General features: G+C 70.3%; 12 protein-coding genes. 4 read left to right on the forward strand and 8 right to left on the reverse strand.

Annotated elements, in window-relative coordinates; genetic code table 11:
• Nucleotides 1-156: 156 nt before the first annotated feature.
• The 7 genes from ACFO6V_RS16550 to ACFO6V_RS16580 all read right to left on the reverse strand — a co-directional run bounded on the left by ACFO6V_RS16550 (nucleotide 157) and on the right by ACFO6V_RS16580 (nucleotide 7095).
• Nucleotides 157-597 (reverse strand): DUF4233 domain-containing protein, encoded by a 441-nt coding sequence (locus tag ACFO6V_RS16550; RefSeq protein ID WP_377137049.1) that lies wholly within the window; start codon nucleotides 595-597, stop codon nucleotides 157-159.
• Nucleotides 594-2291 (reverse strand): MDR family MFS transporter, encoded by a 1698-nt coding sequence (locus ACFO6V_RS16555; protein WP_377137050.1) that lies wholly within the window; start codon nucleotides 2289-2291, stop codon nucleotides 594-596. The genes ACFO6V_RS16550 and ACFO6V_RS16555 overlap by 4 nt, the downstream gene beginning before the upstream one ends.
• Before the next feature lie 64 nt (nucleotides 2292-2355).
• Nucleotides 2356-3057: a TetR/AcrR family transcriptional regulator gene (locus tag ACFO6V_RS16560; RefSeq protein ID WP_377137051.1), complete on the reverse strand. Its 702-nt coding sequence runs from the start codon at nucleotides 3055-3057 to the stop codon at nucleotides 2356-2358.
• Between the two features lie 58 nt (nucleotides 3058-3115).
• Nucleotides 3116-3895, reverse strand: coding sequence for an HPr family phosphocarrier protein (locus tag ACFO6V_RS16565; protein ID WP_377137052.1), 780 nt, complete (start codon nucleotides 3893-3895; stop codon nucleotides 3116-3118).
• Nucleotides 3892-4575, reverse strand: a complete 684-nt coding sequence (gene dhaL / locus ACFO6V_RS16570; protein WP_377137053.1) for a dihydroxyacetone kinase subunit DhaL — start codon at nucleotides 4573-4575, stop codon at nucleotides 3892-3894. The genes ACFO6V_RS16565 and dhaL overlap by 4 nt, the downstream gene beginning before the upstream one ends.
• 45 nt (nucleotides 4576-4620) lie before the next feature.
• Nucleotides 4621-5616 (reverse strand): dihydroxyacetone kinase subunit DhaK, encoded by a 996-nt coding sequence (dhaK, locus tag ACFO6V_RS16575; RefSeq protein WP_377137054.1) that lies wholly within the window; start codon nucleotides 5614-5616, stop codon nucleotides 4621-4623.
• 135 nt (nucleotides 5617-5751) lie between these two features.
• Nucleotides 5752-7095: a bifunctional folylpolyglutamate synthase/dihydrofolate synthase gene (locus tag ACFO6V_RS16580; RefSeq protein WP_377137055.1), complete on the reverse strand. Its 1344-nt coding sequence runs from the start codon at nucleotides 7093-7095 to the stop codon at nucleotides 5752-5754.
• 57 nt (nucleotides 7096-7152) lie between these two features.
• On the opposite strand from ACFO6V_RS16580, the gene ACFO6V_RS16585 reads away from it, so the two are divergent.
• The 4 genes from ACFO6V_RS16585 to ACFO6V_RS16600 all read left to right on the forward strand — a co-directional run bounded on the left by ACFO6V_RS16585 (nucleotide 7153) and on the right by ACFO6V_RS16600 (nucleotide 12619).
• On the forward strand, nucleotides 7153-9069 hold the full coding sequence (locus ACFO6V_RS16585; protein WP_377137056.1) for a hypothetical protein: 1917 nt from the start codon (nucleotides 7153-7155) through the stop codon (nucleotides 9067-9069).
• Nucleotides 9066-10331: a folylpolyglutamate synthase/dihydrofolate synthase family protein gene (locus ACFO6V_RS16590; protein ID WP_377137057.1), complete on the forward strand. Its 1266-nt coding sequence runs from the start codon at nucleotides 9066-9068 to the stop codon at nucleotides 10329-10331. Before ACFO6V_RS16585 ends, ACFO6V_RS16590 begins: the two co-directional genes overlap by 4 nt.
• 269 nt (nucleotides 10332-10600) lie before the next feature.
• The gene (locus tag ACFO6V_RS16595) at nucleotides 10601-11128 is read left to right on the forward strand and encodes a hypothetical protein (RefSeq protein ID WP_377137058.1); all 528 of its coding nucleotides are present in this window, start codon (nucleotides 10601-10603) and stop codon (nucleotides 11126-11128) included.
• Nucleotides 11129-11356: 228 nt separating this feature from the next.
• Nucleotides 11357-12619 carry a chymotrypsin family serine protease gene (locus ACFO6V_RS16600; RefSeq protein WP_377137059.1) on the forward strand — a complete coding sequence of 421 codons (1263 nt, stop codon included), beginning with the start codon at nucleotides 11357-11359 and terminating at the stop codon, nucleotides 12617-12619.
• Nucleotides 12620-12707: 88 nt separating this feature from the next.
• On the opposite strand, the gene ileS is transcribed toward ACFO6V_RS16600, so the two are convergent.
• Nucleotides 12708-15998, reverse strand: a complete 3291-nt coding sequence (gene ileS / locus ACFO6V_RS16605) for an isoleucine--tRNA ligase (RefSeq protein WP_377137060.1) — start codon at nucleotides 15996-15998, stop codon at nucleotides 12708-12710.
• Nucleotides 15999-16328 lie beyond the last annotated feature (330 nt).

Raw genomic sequence — 16328 nt, forward strand, 5'->3', positions numbered from 1 at the left:
ACAAACCCTATCCGGGCGGAAGCCGCCCGATGACCGCGCGCCTACCGGGTGGTCGGGTATGTCGAAGTAGAGCGTGTGTCCCAGTGTGCACGGGGTTACCCCGTGCGCACTGGGACACACGCTCTACTTCGACATACCCGACCCACAGGACGAGGGTCAGCCCGCGTTCGGGGCCGTCTCCGGGTGGGCCGCGTCGTACTCCGCACGCTCCCGGTCCACGCGGGTCCCGAGGCGCAGGGCGTAGATCCACAGCACCACGAAGACCCCGCCGACCAGGAACATCATCGGCACCAGCAGCCCCATCGCGAGCACCGGGACCTGCGCGACGGTGCCCGCCGCCCGGCCCGCCGCCGAGCCCTGGGCACGGGACAGGATCATGAGCACCACGGCCAGGACGCCGCCCAGCGCCCAGATCGCCCCGCTCGACTCGATCTGGAGCGGCCCGCGGCCGAACTCCGAGTTGCGCAGACCCCACACCGCCAGCGTCGCGAAGATCACGAGGAAGACCTCGAGCAGGAGCGTGGTCGACGTGAACTGCACCAGCGCGGACTTCTTGGGCTTGATGCGGTCACCGGGGGCGGGTTGATCCTTGCTCACCGGACCAGGGTATCCGTCTCCCTGCCCTCGGCGGCATCCCCGGCGGCACGCCCGGCGTCCTCCCCTGCGGCGCCCTCGGCGCTGCGGACAGGGCTGCCCGCAGCACTGTCCGCAGTGCTGTCCTCCATGACCGCCTCACCGCGCGCGATCATGCCCGCCTCGTTGGACAGCTTGACCTCCTTGAGGAAGAGCGCGAGCACGAGGCCGACGGCGACCAGCGGCACGAGGTACCAGAACGCCGGGGCCAGCGAGCTCGCGAACGCGTCGACCACGCCGCTGCGGAGCGGTTCGGGCAGCTGGTCCACGATCTGCGGCGTCAGGCCGGAACCGCCGCCTGCGGGCGCCGCACCCTCCGGGACGCCCGCGAAGACACCCTCCAGGTTCTCCGACAGGCGCGACGTGAAGACAGTGGTGAACGCGGCGGTACCGACAGCCGCGCCGATCTCGCGGAAGAAGTTGTTCGACGACGTCGCGGTGCCCAGCTCGTGCGGGTCCACCGAGTTCTGCACGGCGAGCACGATCGTCTGCATGATGAGGCCCATACCGGCGCCGAGCACGAAGATCATCGCCCCGAACAGCCAGAGGGACATCTCGCCCTCGATGGTCGTCAGCCAGATCATGCCGAGGATGGTGATCGCGAGACCCGCCACCGGGAACATCTTGTAGCGGCCGGTCTTCGAGATCGCGATGCCGGAGACGATCGAGGTGAGCATCACGCCGGCCATCATCGGCAGCATCAGCAGGCCCGACTCGGTGACGCCCGCGCCGCTCGACATCTGCAGGAACGTCGGCAGCATCGACATCGCGGAGAACATGCCCATGCCGAGCACCAGGCCGATGAGCGTGGTGATGGTGAACGTCCGGTTCTTGAACAGCCGCAGCGGGATGAGCGGCTCGGACACGCGGTTCTCGATGAACACGAACAGGCCGACGACGACCGCCGTACCGATCAGCAGGCCGAGCAGCATCGGGTCGGACCAGTCGTAGCCGTCGTTGCCGAGCGACTCCCAGCTCGTGAGCAGCACGATGCCGGTGGTGCCCAGCGCCATCGTGAGGATGCCGCCCCAGTCGGTCGGCCGGTCCGAGCGGTGCGAGGGCAGCTTCAGCGCGAAGTACGCGATGACCCACGCGGCGATGCCGATGGGCACGTTGATCCAGAAGGTCCAGCGCCAGCCGGGACCGTCGGTGAGCCAGCCGCCGAGCAGCGGCCCGGCGACGGCGGAGAGGCCGAACAGGGCGCCCATGGGGCCCATGTACTTGCCGCGGTCTGACGCCGGGATGATGTCCGCGATGATCGCCTGGGACAGGATCATCAGGCCACCGCCGCCGAGGCCCTGCACGGCCCGCCAGGCGACCAGCGACTCGAACGTCTGCGCCATGCCGCCGCCGACGGAGGCGACGACGAACAGCGCGACCGCGACGAGGAACGGCCAGCGCCGCCCGTAGAGGTCACCGAACTTGCCGTAGAGCGGCATCGCGATCGCGATGGCGAGGATGTAGGCGGTGATCACCCAGCCCTGGTGCTCCACGCCGTTGAGCTCGCCCACGATGGTGGGCATCGCGGTACCGACGATCGTCTGGTCCAGGGAGGACAGGAACATCGAGGCCATCAGGGCCCCGAAGATCAGCCAGATCGTGCGCTGGTTGAGGACTACCAGCGGCTTGTCCGGCGCCGTGGTGACGGCATGGCTCATGAAGGGTGCCTTTCTGGGGATCAGGTGGGGCTGGGGGCTGGAGCCGCCGAGTGCGGGGCGGAGATCAGGAGTCGAGGTCGCGCGCGACGACGTCGATCAGCTGCGCGACGGCGGAAGGCAGGTGGTCGGCGGGGTTGCCGCCGTACTCGGCGTGCTCCCAGGCGACGAGCGCGGTCCGGATCAGGAGCAGGACGAGCATCGTCAGCAGCTCGTTGTCGGCGCTGAACGGCGTGGTGGCGCGGCGGGCCTCGAAGAGTTCGACGAGCCGGCTCTTGTGCCGGTCCATCCAGATCACGTGGCGCTGGAGCAGGCGGGGTTCCTGCTGCATGAGGTCCATGGCTCGCTTCATCCGGTCGTGGGCCTCGCCAGCCGACCCGAGCACGGAGGCCACCAGGACCTCCAGGTCGGACAGCAGCCGGCCGGTGGGGCCACCCTCGACGAACGTCCGGACGACGTCCTCGGACAGGCCCGTGTCCTCCGCGCCGAGCACGGCGTCGTCCTTGGACTCGAAGTAGTTGAAGAAGGTGCGCGCCGACACGCCCGCCTCGGCGCTGATCATCTCGACGGTCACGGCGTCCAGGCCGTGCTCCGCGACGAGCAGCTGCGCCGCGTCGATCAGGGCCGCACGCCGGGCGCGCTTCTTCCGCTCGCGCAGGCCCTGCTCGACGGGCGTCCCCTCGAGAGCGGCGGCGAGCTCGCGCAGATCCGGGCGCGGTTCGGCGTCAGCGGTCGCGGTCTCGGCACGCGAAGGGGTCGTGGGGGCCATGCCTCAATTCTTGCACCCCACGCAAAAATTCATCAACTGCAAAAATGTGAGACGGCAGTCACACCTCGCCGAAGCCGGCGTGGATCATCTCCACGACCGTGGCCACCGCCTCGGCGGCCCGCTCCCCCGTGGCCTCCACGCGCAGCTCACGACCCTGCGTGGCGCCCAGCGCCATGAGCTGCAGCACGCTGGAGGCGTCCACTCCGTCGATGGTCACCGTGGCGCCGAGCTCGGCCACCTTGCGCGAGACCAGTGCCGCCGGCCGTGCGTGCAGGCCGAGCGGGTTGCGCACGGTGACGGTGCGCGAGCTCTCCGTCTCGCCGCCCGCGCCGCCGTCGGACTCGCCCTCCGATCGCGGACCGCCCGCCTCGGGCGACCGCGCCGCCTCTACCGCGGCGAACATCCGGACCGAGGCGTTCGCCGACTCCAGGACCGTGGCCAGGTCCGCACCGCCGTGGGCGGTCACCGCCGCGGCGACGGCGCCCTCGACGAACGGCGCGCGCGCCAGCACCACGTGCTCGGTCAGCGACTCGTCGAGCTCCAGCGCCGCCTCGACCGTGAGCACGGACGATCCGAGGTCGCCGAGCACCACGACGCCGCCCCCGTCCGGACCGCCACCCGTGCCGATGTCGTCGCGGGCAGCGCTGTCCGCGAGCGTCGTCAGGACGTCCCCGAGCGCCTTCTGGACCGCGTCGAGCGAGGTGCCGAGCCCGCCGCCGGGCCCGCCACCCACACCGCGGATCAGGACGTCGGGCGCCATCTGCTCGGCGAGCTCGGCCGTGCCGCGGGCCAGCTCTGCGGAGTGGGAGACGAGGACCAGGGCCACCCGCGCCGTCATGCCGCGCTGCGGGGGTCGGCCGACGTCGGTCCCGCAAGGGCCGCGGCCAGCGCCGCGCCCAGCACGAGCGCGGTGGACCGCGCGCCCGGATCCTCGTGCCCGGCGCTGCGCTCACCGAGGTAGGAGGCCCTGCCCTTGGTCGCGACCATCGGGATCGTGGCGGTCGCCGCCTTGTCCGCGGTCTCTGCCGCGGCCCGCAGGACGTCCAGCTCGGAACCGCCGTCGTTCGCCGCGGCCTCCGCCGCGTCCACCGCCGCATGCCAGGCGTCGACCATCGTCTTCTCCCCCACCGTCGCCTTGCCGCGCGAGGAAACACCCTCGAGCGCGGCCTCCAGCACCGCCACTATCGCGGGCGGGTCGATCTGCACCCGGCCCGACACCTTGGCCGCCCGCAGGTACGCCGTGCCGTACAGGGGCCCGGCCGCGCCGCCCACCGTGGACATCAGCGTGGTCGCGACGAGCTTCAGGACGTCGCCGACCGTCCGCTCGTCGGCCGGTGCGGGCTCCGCCGCGGCGTCGTCGAGCCGTGCGACGACCGCCTTGAAGCCCCGGTCCAGGTTCTCGCCGTGGTCGCCGTCGCCGATCTGCCGGTCGAGCTCGGTGAGCTCGTCCTTCGCGTCCGCGATCGCGTCCGCCGTCCGGCGAACCCATCGCTCAGCCCAGTCCGCGTCCAACGCCATGTCCGGAACCCTTCGTGTCACATCGCCAGTCTCATTGCCAGGGAGCTACCACCGGAGTGCCGCAGTGGTCACCGGCGCGTCCCAGAGGGCTTCCAGCTCGTCGTCCAGCCGGAGGACGGTCACCGATGCCCCCTGCATCTCGAGGGACGTCACGTAGTTGCCCACCAGCGAACGGGAGACCGTCACGCCGCGCTCCTCGAGAAGGCGCCGCGCTCGACCATAGACCACGTAGAGCTCGGACAGCGGAGTCCCGCCCATACCGTTGACGAACAGCAACACTCGCTCGCCGCGGGCCAGGCCGAGGTCGTCCGCGACGGGCGTGAGCAGCAGCTCCGTGACCGTGTCGGCGTCGGCGGCGGGCACCCGACGGCGACCCGGCTCGCCGTGGATCCCGATCCCCACCTCTATCTCGTCGTCGCCCAGGTCGAAGCTCGGACGGCCGACGTGCGGCACGATCGGCGCGGCCAGGGCCACCCCCATGGACCGCACGTTCGCGATGACACGCTCGGCGACGGCGGCCACCCCGGCGAGGTCCGCGCCCCGGTCGGCCGCGGCCCCGGCGATCTTCTCGACGGCGACCGTCCCGGCCACCCCGCGCCGGCCGGCGGTGTAGAGGGAGTCCTCGACGGCGACGTCGTCGTTCACGAGCACCGAGGCGACCGTGACGCCCTCTGCTTCCGCGAGCTCCACCGCCGTCTCGAAGTTGAGCACGTCGCCCGTGTAGTTCTTGACGATCGTCAGCACGCCGGCGCCGCCGTCGGCCGCCTGGATCGCGGGCAGGATCTGGTCAGGGGTCGGGGAGGTGAACACGGCGCCGGGCACGGCGGCGTCGAGCATGCCGTCGCCGACGAAGCCCGCGTGCAGCGGTTCGTGCCCCGAACCGCCCCCGCTGACCAGGCCCACCTTGCCGGTCACCGCGCCGCCCGCACGGACGACGAACACCGGCGACGTACTGAGCCGGACCAGGTCGGCGTGGGCGAGCGCGAAACCGGCCAGGGAGTGGGCTACGGCATCGGCGGGATCGTTCAGCAGCTTCTTCACGGCGACCTCCTCGCGGGGCTGTCCGACCTGGCGCTGACGCCGGGCCCGCACACGAGTCCCCTGTAGTTCATGTAACACCAGAACGTCGTCACGAGTACAGCGCCGGCCCCATTCGTTGTGGGCGCGACGAGACTGTCAGCCGCGACCGACCAGGATGCGGGTGTCCGCGACCGTGACCACGGATCCGGTGACGAGCACGCCCGTGCCGACGCCGCCGCCGTGCTTGTCATTGGCCTCGACCAGGTCGGCCGCGAGCTGCAGCGCCTCGTCGAGCCGGTTGGCCAGGTGCACCCGCTCCTCGCCGAACACCTCGCGAGCGACCACTGCGAGGTCCTCCGGGCTCGCCGACCGGTCCGAGGAGTTCCGGGTCACCACGATCTCCGCGACCGTCGGCTCCAGCACGGACAGGAGCCCCTCGGCGTCCTTGTCCGCCATGACCGCCACCACGGCCACTATGTGCTCGAGGTTGAACGACTCCTCGAGCGCGTCCACCAGGGCCTCCGCGCCGGCCGGGTTGTGCGCGACGTCGACCACGACCGTGGGGCTCGTCCGGACGACCTCGAGCCTGCCCGGCGCGTCGACGTCGCCGAACGCCGCCTCGACGATCTCCGCGCCGAGCGCGCCCCCGCCGCTCATCAGCGCCTCGGTGGCCGCGAGCGCCAGCAGCGCGTTGTGGGCCTGGTGGGCGCCGTGCAGCGGCAGGAAGATCTCGGTGTAGACGCCGGCGGGCGTGCGCAGGTCGATGAGCTGCCCGCCGACGGCGACCCGACGGTCCACCATCTCGAGGTCCACGCCCTCGCGGATGAGGTGGGCGCCCACGGCCTGCGCCCGGGCGAGGATGGGCTCGAAGGCGTCGTCGCGCTGGTCCGCGATCACCGCGACGGCGCCGTCCTTGATGATCCCGGCCTTCTCGGTGGCGATCTCCCCGAGGGTGGAGCCGAGCCAGCGTTCGTGGTCCATGGCGATGGGCGTGATGATGGCGACCTCGCCGTCGACCACGTTGGTGGAGTCCCAGGTGCCGCCCATGCCGACCTCGATGATCGCGACGTCGACCGGTGCGTCCGCGAACGCTGCGAACGCCATGACGGTGAGCACCTCGAAGAAGCTGAGGCGCGGGCCGCCCTGCTCCTCGGACTCACGGTCGGCGACGCCGATGTAGGGCGCGACGTCCTCGAACACCTCGACGAAGCGCTCCTGGGTGAGCGGCTCGCCGTCGACGGCGATGCGCTCGGTGACGCTGGTGAGGTGCGGGGACGTGAACCGGCCGGTGCGCAGGCCGTGTTCCCGGACGAGGCGCTCGACCATCCGGGCGGTGGAGGACTTGCCGTTGGTCCCGGTGACGTGGACGGTGCGGTAGGCGCGGTGCGGGTCGCCGAGCAGCTCCAGGACACGCTCTACGCGGGCCATGGTGGGGTCGATGTCGAATTCAGGGGCTCGTGCCGCGATCTCGCGGCGTACTGCTTCAAAGGCTTCGTCCACGTGACGAGGATAGGGTTCCGGAATCAACGTTGCCGATCTCGTGCGGGGGCTCAGCAGGTGTCGGACGAGCAAGAGACGGCGGACGCGACAGCTGGCCTCGTGGCCCGATGGCTGGCTCTGGAGCAGATCTTCAGCCAGAACGGGTACGAGGGCGGGCACCTGGCCCTGCCCTCGCCGATCGCCGGGAGTGTGTCGGAGCCGACACCTGGACTGCTCGAGATCACCGGGTCCACGCACCCTCATGTGGTGGTGACCGCCGCGCACGCCACCAACCATGAGCGTGCCGGGTCCACGAAGGTCGCAGACCGAGGGACGGGCGGGCTCGCGATCCTGCTCGCCCAGCTCACCGGCTGCACCGCGCTCGTCGCTCTGAGCACGGCCGGCGACGCGAACTACGACGAGGTGCACCCGCTGAAGGAACGTCTGGCGGACCTGCGGCCGACCGTGGTCATCGACCTGCACGGTATGCGGAGCCGTACCGAGTCCGACGTCGACCTGGGCACCGGCGGCGGACTGGTCCCAGCTACCGTCATCGACGCCTTGGACGGCAGCGACCTGCGCGTCACCACGAACGAGGTCTTCGACGCCATGCGCCCGACGACCGTCACGTCATTCGCGCAGTCGCAAGGCATCCGCGCGGTACAGGTGGAGATCGGGGCGCACCTGCGGCCGCCATCGGGAGAGGCCCCGGCGCTCGGTCGCCTGATCGATGCCGTCGTCGCAGCCATCGAACAGGTGGATCTGGCGCCGGCTTCCGGTCTTGAACCTGTCTCGGTGAAGATCGCATCAGGCCTGCCGACCGCCGTCGTGCACCCATCCATGCTCCCCGGGACCGACGGCCCGGTGCCGGTCACCGTGGTCTCGGGCGAGCGCACCACGGTCGCTTGGGCGTGGAGCGCGGCCGCCGCCGGGATCCCGGAGCGGGCTCGCCACCTCTCCCCCGGCCAGGTCGGGGTCAGCCGTCGGCTGCGCGTTTCCCTGGGGGAGGCACCGCATGTCTCGGTGCGCGTGCCGCAGTTCAGGCGGCTGCATACGTTCGCCGCGCTGGTCGATGACATGCCAGGCGCGAACGAGGTGCAGGTCTGCCCCACGGACATGAATCCGGGCACGTACCTCCTGGTGCAGGGCGGGGTGACAGCGTGGGTTTCGGCGGTCCCACGCGATCATGTGCGGCCGGGCACCGTGAGGCTCGCCTACCAGCTCCGCCTTCTCATCGCATCGGACGGCGACGCGGACAACACACGCGTCGTTCTCGTGGCCGCAGCTCCCGACGTGGTCAGGCACGGCGTGTCGATCGGCCGCCTACAGCGGTCGAGCGAAGCTCTCGACCGCACCATGGAACGCCTGTGGCGTGCGCTCTTCCGTGCACCCGAATTCTCCGCGCGCGTCGTCCAGGCCCATGCCGGCGACGATGCTGCGCCGATCGTCACCCTGCACCCGGCGGTCTTCGACCGCATCGGTATCGAGTCGGGGCAGCAGGTGCTCGTCCGATGGGGAGGACGAGAAGTCGTCGCTCTCGCCGTCGCGGACCACGACCCACCGACCTCCGTCTCGCCGACCGAGTCGATGAAGAAGGTGCAGCGCGTCAACCGCCTGTGGCCGGATCTGCCCGAGGGGATCTCGGCGCACGTCACGGTGCGCATGTCGACGCGTCTGCGTGACCAGCTGGGTGCACCGGTGGCCACGGTGATCAGCGTGCGCCGGCGGATGCGGCCGGTGCTGGTGAGGAACCTCAACTCACTGGTCGTCCCCCTGGCGAGCCTGGTCCTCGCAGGTGCGGCGCTGCCCGACCCGCACTGGCCCACCCTGGGGCTGGGCACCGCACTGATGTCGGTGTTCGCGTTGGCCCGCTTGCGGATCCCGCAGCCCCGAAGCCGCGCGCGGGTCGACGAGGACTGGGTGGAGAGGATGGCGGAGCCGGTCGGCCACTCCGGGTCCGAGCCGGAGCGAGGCGGTGAGAAGGTAGGCGGGTGACCGCCCAGCACCTTCCCGGAGACGCTCCCTTCTTCGAGGAGTGGAGGACCAAGCTGCAAGGCACCCGCCGGTCCCTGGAACGCGCGCGTGCCGTGGGTCAGGCGCTCGGGACATGGGACCGCACGCTGCCAGTACTCGTCGTCGTCGGCTCCAAGGGCAAGGGAACCGCAGCGGTGCACGCCGCAGCGACGCTGTCCGCCGCGCTCGTCGACGTCGGCCGGCCTGCCCACACCGGCCTGGTCTCCTCACCGGGCCTGCGGACGAACCGCGAGCGGATGCGGTTCGACGGTCTGGCGATCTCGCCCGACGAGTACGAGCAGCTCGCCAGGTCACTGGTCCGTGCGCGGACTGCGGTCCCGCCCACCGGCGACGGGTATCTGTCACCGACCGGTTCGTTCACCATCACGGGTGCCGCCTGGGCCGCGGGCCTGGGCGCCGACGTGCTCGTGCTCGAAGAAGGGCTCGGCGGGCTATCCGACGAGGTGAGCCTGTTCGACCCCCTCGTCGTCGCGGTGACGAAGGTGTTCTACGAGCATGGCGAACAGCTCGGCCCGACGCTCGACCACGTGGCGCGCGACCTGCTCGGCATCGTGGGCCCCGGGACACGAACGATCGTCACGGTGCCGCAGGACGCCGAGGTGACGGCAATCGTCGAGGAGACGGCCGCGAAGTTCGGCGCCGAACTGGTGACCGCGACCACGGACTCGCCGATGTCGGTGCCGGCAGGTCTAGCACCGATCACCCGGCTGAATGCCGCCGCCGGGGAGACTGCAGCCCGGGCGCTGGCCTCCGCTCTGGGTTGGAGAGTCGATGAAGCCCGCGTCGCGGCCGCGCTGGCTAGCGTTCGTGTCCCAGGTCGGCTGAGCCGGCACATGCTGGATGGAGTGCCCGTAATGGTCGACGGCGCGATCTCGCCCGAGGGTATCGCCGCGACCGTGGCTGACTACCTCCGGTGGCACGGCCGCCTGGACACGGTGGTCGCCAGCTTCCCGGACACCAAGGACGTCGCGGCGTGCTTCGCCGAGCTGCGCGGCTTCGAGCGGGTGATCCCCTCACGAGCGGACGACTACCTGACGTTCACGAAGGCCGAGGCTCTGTACGACGAGGTGCTGGACGCGCGGACCGCGCTCGCTCGGGGTGTGAAGACCGCGCGCACACAGGGCGGCGGGTGCCTGATGATCGGCACCCAGTCCTACGTAGCCATCGCGCTGGACGTGCTCGACGTGGCGACTGAGACGGCGTTCGTTCCGCCGTCGGCCTGAGCTCGCCGCGCACCGCACGCCCAGGGCTGACGCAGCGCCCGACTTTCATAAGTACAGTTATGATAACTACACCTATGAAAACCGTGTTTATGTAGCGCGATCTAGTTCGTCGCGACAACTCCTCTGGTCGTCGGTACGCTGTTGGGAAACCTGAGAGAAGGCGAGACCCCTACTGCGGGGCTCGCCTTCTTGTCTTACTACCACGGCAGACGAACGGCACTATGGCCACCGACCCATCCAATCGCATCCCACGAGGCTGCAATATCTACGTGGACGAGACAAAGGCGCGAAAGTACGTCCTCGCTGTGGTCTTCATCGCGCCCCGCGATGTGCACACCATCCGTTCCACGCTTCGTGGCCTCCGCGTTCCTGGCAGCAGGAGCGTCCATTTCCACAAGGCGAACAACACGCAACGCGCTGCGGTCATCGATGCGCTACTGGAGCATGGCGTGATCGCGATGACCATCACGAATCGGCCCCATCCGCGAGTTCCGCCACGCGAAGCATGCATCCGTGCTCTGGCGCGGCAGGCGATTCACCTGGAGGCTCAGGCCATCGTCTTGGAGCGGGACCAGACGATCGAGCGCAGTGATCGTCGTTGGCTCTTCGAAGAGCTGGCCAAGAGCACCGTGCTCTACGAGCACCGAGACCGCCATGAGGATGCCTTGCTCTGGGCGGCGGATGCGATCGCCTGGTGCTGGCAGCACGGCGGCAAATGGAAGGATCGCGTGATGCCGCTGATCGTTCACAGCATCGATGCGGCCGCGGACAGCGCGAAGCCCGGGCCTCCCGCCTAATCGGGCAGGCTCCCGGGCTCACTTCTCAGGGCTATTGCCCATCGCGCTTCCTATACTACTGACACCCCCCAGTTCCGCAAGCATTCCGCAAGCAGCTCCTGATCGGAGCAGACGTCTTCTTCGGCCCCGCGCACATCACGGGACGTGTTGCGGCCTTTCACCCGGTGAAGAACGATGTCACGGCACCGTCGGCCGGCGGTGCTCGGTCCATCAGGGGGAATCGGCAGCATGACGAGAAGCAGCACGGTACAGCGCGCGATCATCATCGGAACGATGGCCTTGGCCACCGCGCTCACCGTGCCGTCGACGGCTGCCACCACCGCCGTCAGCCAAGCCGATACGAGCAAAGCCGAGCAACTCTCCCCGGAGAAACAAGCAGCCCTCCAGTCCGCCGTCGATGATGCGGCCGACGCCGCCACGGAGCTCGCGTCGGTTCCGGGCTTCGCCGGGGTCGCCGTCGACTACAGCTCCGCGAAGGTGACCGTCTCCTGGAAGGGTGCGGTCCCGCCGTCGATCAGCGAGCTGGCGGCACGAGCGGCCGACGGCGTGACGGTGGACGTCGAGCAGGCGGCCCTCAGCGAGGCCGACCTGCGGGTGGCGAGCACCCGGCTGATGGACAGCCAGCGGGCGCTGCAGGGTCCCGACGTCGTGATCGCCGCCCTCCCTGCCCCGAACTACGCCGGCCTCGTCGCCGAGGTCGGGCACGGCTCGAGCCCCGCCCGGACGAGCTGGCTCGCGGGCAAGCTGCAGCGGGCCGCAGGGGTGCCGGTCCGGGTGGAGGTCGTCAACACCGAGGTCCATCCCACCTCCACGACGCGGCGCAACGACGACGCGCCGTGGCACGCCGGCGGAGCCATGGCGTCGCGGGACGGGACCGACTACTGCACGACCGGATTCCCGATCATCGACTCCGCGGGACGGCACCGGATCATCAGCGCCGCGCACTGCAACAAGGGCGTCGGGTCGGTCGTCCGCGACGGCGCCGGCCAGCCGCTGGGCAAGGTCACGCACCATTCTCCGGCCATCGACGCCCAGGCCATCGCGCCGTTCGAGTCCCAGCGGACATCACGCACGGCGGTGTTCGGCGGTCCGTGGAACGCGACGCCGGGCAGCTCTCGCTACCGGTTCCCGATCGCGGGGGTGCAGCGGCCCGCCGTCGGGCAGGTCATCTGCGCCTCCGGTGCGGTGACCGGCGAGCACTGCGGTGCCCGGGTCCGCGCCACCAACGTCGCGTGGAGCTGCGGCGAGCGCACCTGCCACGGGTTCCGGGCGAGCCGGGACGACGGCGGTGTGGTGGTCGGCGGCGGCGACAGCGGCGGCCCGATCTACGCCGTCATCAACGGGCGGGCCTACGCCCGCGGCATGATCGACGGCGGCTCGAACCAGCGCAGCTGCGGGAAGACGTCGGTGTCCACCCGCTGCTTCTCGTACGTGTACGGCATCCCGATGGTGGACATCCTGAACGCCTGGGACGCGCGCCTCGACAGCTGACCGCGTCTCCGCGAGGTAGAGCGCCTGTCCGAGTCTCCCTGACACACTCAGGGAGACTCGGACAGGCGCTCTACCTCGCGGAGACGGCTCAGGCCTTCGTTACCGTTACCGTCCGCTCGGGGCCGGCCGTCACGGCCAGCGACGTCGCGAGCGTCTCCCGGGTCACCAGCTCGCGGTGCTCCTCGACGGCGGCGACCCACTCGGCCGGCACCGTCAGGTCGAGCGCGATGCGGTCGGCGACCTGCAGACCGGCGGCCTTGCGTGCGTCCTGCACGTCGCGGACGACGTCGCGGGCGTAACCCTCGGCGCGCAGCGCGTCGTCGAGCGCGAGGTCGAGGACGACGAAGCCGCCCCCGGCCAGGACCGCCGCAGCGGTCTCCACAGCCTCGGCGCCCGCGTCGGCCGCGTCCCGGGGCGCGACCACCGTCGTCAGCTCGTACTCGGTCTCGAGCAGCTCGACGTCGCCGCCCTCCGTCGCGACAACGACGGCGCCGGCGTCGGTCTTGGACCAGGCGCCCGACTTGGCGGCCTTGATCACCGCCTGGACACCGCGACCGAGCCGCGGGCCGGCGGCCCGCGCGTTGACCGCCAGGCGCTCGGAGATGCCGTACTCGGTGGCGACCTCCGGCGAGAAGGCGACCAGCCGCACCTCCTTGACGTTCAGCTCCGTCGCCATCAGAGCGGTGAACGGCGCGACGCCGTCCGGGTCCGCCACGGCCACGACGAGCGACCGCAGCGGCTGCCGCACGCGCAGCTTGTTCGCCTTGCGCAGCGCCAGCGTCTGCGACACCACAGCCCGCGCGGACTCGACGGCGGCGACGAGGGCGTCGTCGGCCATCAGGGTCTCGACGACCGGGAAGTCCGCCAGGTGCACCGAGCGCCCGCCGGTCAGGCCGCGCCAGACCTCCTCCGTGAGCAGCGGCGCCAGCGGCGCCATCACGCGGCACAGCACCTCGAGCGCCGTCGACAGGGTGTCGAAGGCGTCGGCGTCCTCGGCCCAGAACCGGTCGCGCTGGGTGCGCACGTACCAGTTGGTCAGGGCGTCGAGGTACTGGCGCACAGAGTCGCAGGCGCCGGCGATGTCGTAGCCGTCGAGCTGTTCGGTCACGTCGGCGACCAGCCCGCGCGTGCGCGCCAGCAGGTAGCGGTCCATGACCGGCAGCCCGGCCACGCGCTCGGGCGTCAGCGGCCGCGCCGCGTAGCCCGCGCCGTCCCCGGCGGCATTGGCGTACAGCGTGAAGAAGTAGTACGTGCTCCACAGCGGCAGCAGCACCTGGCGGACGGCGTCGCGGATGCCCTCCTCGGTGACCACGAGGTTGCCGCCGCGCAGGATCGGCGACGACATGAGGAACCAGCGCATCGCGTCGGACCCGTCACGGTCGAAGACCTCGTTGACGTCCGGGTAGTTCTTCAGCGACTTCGACATCTTGCGGCCGTCGGAGCCCAGCACGATGCCGTGCGAGAGCGCCGTCTGGAAGGACGGCCGGTCGAACAGAGCGGTGGCCAGCACGTGCAGCGTGTAGAACCAGCCACGCGTCTGCCCGATGTACTCGACGATGAAGTCGCCCGGGTAGTGGTGCTCGAACCAGTCGGCGTTCTCGAACGGGTAGTGCACCTGCGCGTACGGCATCGAGCCCGAGTCGAACCAGACGTCCAGCACGTCCTCGACGCGGCGCATCGTGGACTGCCCAGTCGGGTCGTCCGGGTTGGGCCGCGTCAGGTCGTCGACGAAGGGACGGTGCAGGTCCCGGTTACCGTCCTTGTCCTGCGGCACCCGGCCGAAGTCACGCTCGATCTCCGCGAACGACCCGTACACGTCGATGCGGGGGTAGGCCGGGTTGTCCGACTTCCAGACGGGCACCGGCGAGCCCCAGAAGCGGTTGCGCGTGATCGACCAGTCGCGCGCGTTCTCGAGCCACTTGCCGAACTGGCCCTGCTTGATGTGGTCCGGCACCCAGGTGATCTGCTCGTTCAGCTCGACCATGCGGTCCTTGAACTTCGACACCTCGACGAACCACGAGGACACACCCATGTAGATCAGCGGCTGGCGGCAGCGCCAGCAGTGCGGGTACGAGTGCGCGTACTGCTCGCGGCGCAGCAGCACGGTGCCCGACGTCGTCCGCCCGGCCTCGTCGTCGGCCGCACCCCGCGTGCGAGCCTTGAGGTGGTCCATGATCGCCGCGTTCGCGTCGAAGACCTGCAGCCCGGCGTACTCCTCGACGGGGAAGGTGAAGCGCCCGTCGGCCCCGACGGGGATGACCGGCTCCACGCCCTCGCGGTCGCTGACCTGCTTGTCCTCCTCACCGAACGCGCCGGCGTTGTGGACGAGGCCCGTACCGTCGGTGGTCGTGACGAAGTCGGCCTCGACCACGCGGTGCGCGCCCGTGTGGCCCTCGTAGTAGGCGAACGGCGGCGCGTAGGCGGCGCCCAGGAGGTCGCTGCCCTTGAGGCGTCCGACGACGTTCGGGGCCTCGGCACCCTCGTCCGTCAGCTCACGTGCGTAGGCGTCCACTCGGGCCTCCGCGAGGACGTACCGCTGCGGGGTGCCGGTGAAGGACGACTCGACGATCGCGTAGTCGACGTCCGGGCCGACCATGACGAGCAGGTTGGACGGCAGGGTCCACGGCGTGGTGGTCCAGATGAGCAGGTGGTCGCCGGTACGGAGCACGTCCGCGTTCTCCGGGACCTCCGTCACCGCGAACCCGACGGTCACCGCCGGGTCCTGCCGCTGCTGGTAGACGTCGTCGTCCATGCGCAGCTCGTGGTTGCTCAGCGGCGTCTGGTCGTTCCAGCAGTAGGGCAGCACGCGGAAGCCCTCGTAGATGAGGCCCTTGTCGAACAGCGACTTGAAGGCCCAGAGCACCGACTCCATGAACGTCGGGTTGAGCGTCTTGTAGTCGTTGTCGAAGTCCACCCAACGGGCCTGGCGCGTCACGTACGTGCGCCACTCGTCGGTGTACTTGAGCACGCTGGAGCGGCAGGCCTCGTTGAACTTGTCGATGCCGAGCTCGACGATCTCGTCCTTGGTCTTGATCCCGAGCTGGCTCATCGCCTCCAGCTCCGCGGGCAGGCCGTGCGTGTCCCAGCCGAAGCGGCGCTCGACCCGCTGCCCCTTCATGGTCCGGTAGCGCGGTACGACGTCCTTGGCGTACCCGGTCAGCAGGTGGCCGTAGTGCGGCAGACCGTTCGCGAACGGCGGGCCGTCGTAGAAGACGAACTCGTTGCTGCCGTTCTCGCCGGCCGGTCGGGCCTCGACGGACGCGCGGAAGGTGTCGTCCTTCTCCCAGTACTCGAGGACGTCGCGCTCGAGGTCGGGCAGGCTGGGCGAGGCGGGCACGGGGGTGGTGGCGTCGCTCGGACGGTGCAGCGGATAGGCCATGATTCTTCTGGCTCCTGGCGGTTCAGCGGTTCGGCAGCAGGTGGACTTCTTGGTGCTTCTGCTGCGAGGACGCCGCACCTGGGTGCGCCGCGGTACCACCCCGCTTGCCGCTCGCTCCCGCGCGCGGCCGCTCATTGACGGCTGTGACGGGCCTACCCGTCCGGTTCTACTGGGGTTCCCGCTGCCCGACGGCGGTGGGGTGACCTGTTCTTCCGGAGGCTCACCGGTGATAGCCGGGTCGATGCCTATGAGGCAATCGTACCGGGCTGCGGCAACCGGAAAAGTGCAGGACGCACTGTTCCGTGTGCAACTCGCACTCCTCCGCGTGCA

Origin of the sequence: Promicromonospora alba, from assembly GCF_042654905.1 — a bacterium.
Lineage (GTDB): Bacteria > Actinomycetota > Actinomycetes > Actinomycetales > Cellulomonadaceae > Promicromonospora > Promicromonospora alba.

What these genes read in the sequence shown, in the direction of transcription:
- ACFO6V_RS16600 (WP_377137059.1), top strand. Translation starts at nt 11,357, where the DNA reads ATGACGAGAAGCAGCACGGTACAGCGCGCGATCATCATCGGAACGATG.
- ACFO6V_RS16560 (WP_377137051.1), bottom strand. Translation starts at nt 3,057, where the DNA reads ATGGCCCCCACGACCCCTTCGCGTGCCGAGACCGCGACCGCTGACGCC.
- ileS (WP_377137060.1), bottom strand. Translation starts at nt 15,998, where the DNA reads ATGGCCTATCCGCTGCACCGTCCGAGCGACGCCACCACCCCCGTGCCC.
- ACFO6V_RS16555 (WP_377137050.1), bottom strand. Translation starts at nt 2,291, where the DNA reads ATGAGCCATGCCGTCACCACGGCGCCGGACAAGCCGCTGGTAGTCCTC.
- ACFO6V_RS16565 (WP_377137052.1), bottom strand. Translation starts at nt 3,895, where the DNA reads ATGACGGCGCGGGTGGCCCTGGTCCTCGTCTCCCACTCCGCAGAGCTG.
- dhaL (WP_377137053.1), bottom strand. Translation starts at nt 4,575, where the DNA reads ATGGCGTTGGACGCGGACTGGGCTGAGCGATGGGTTCGCCGGACGGCG.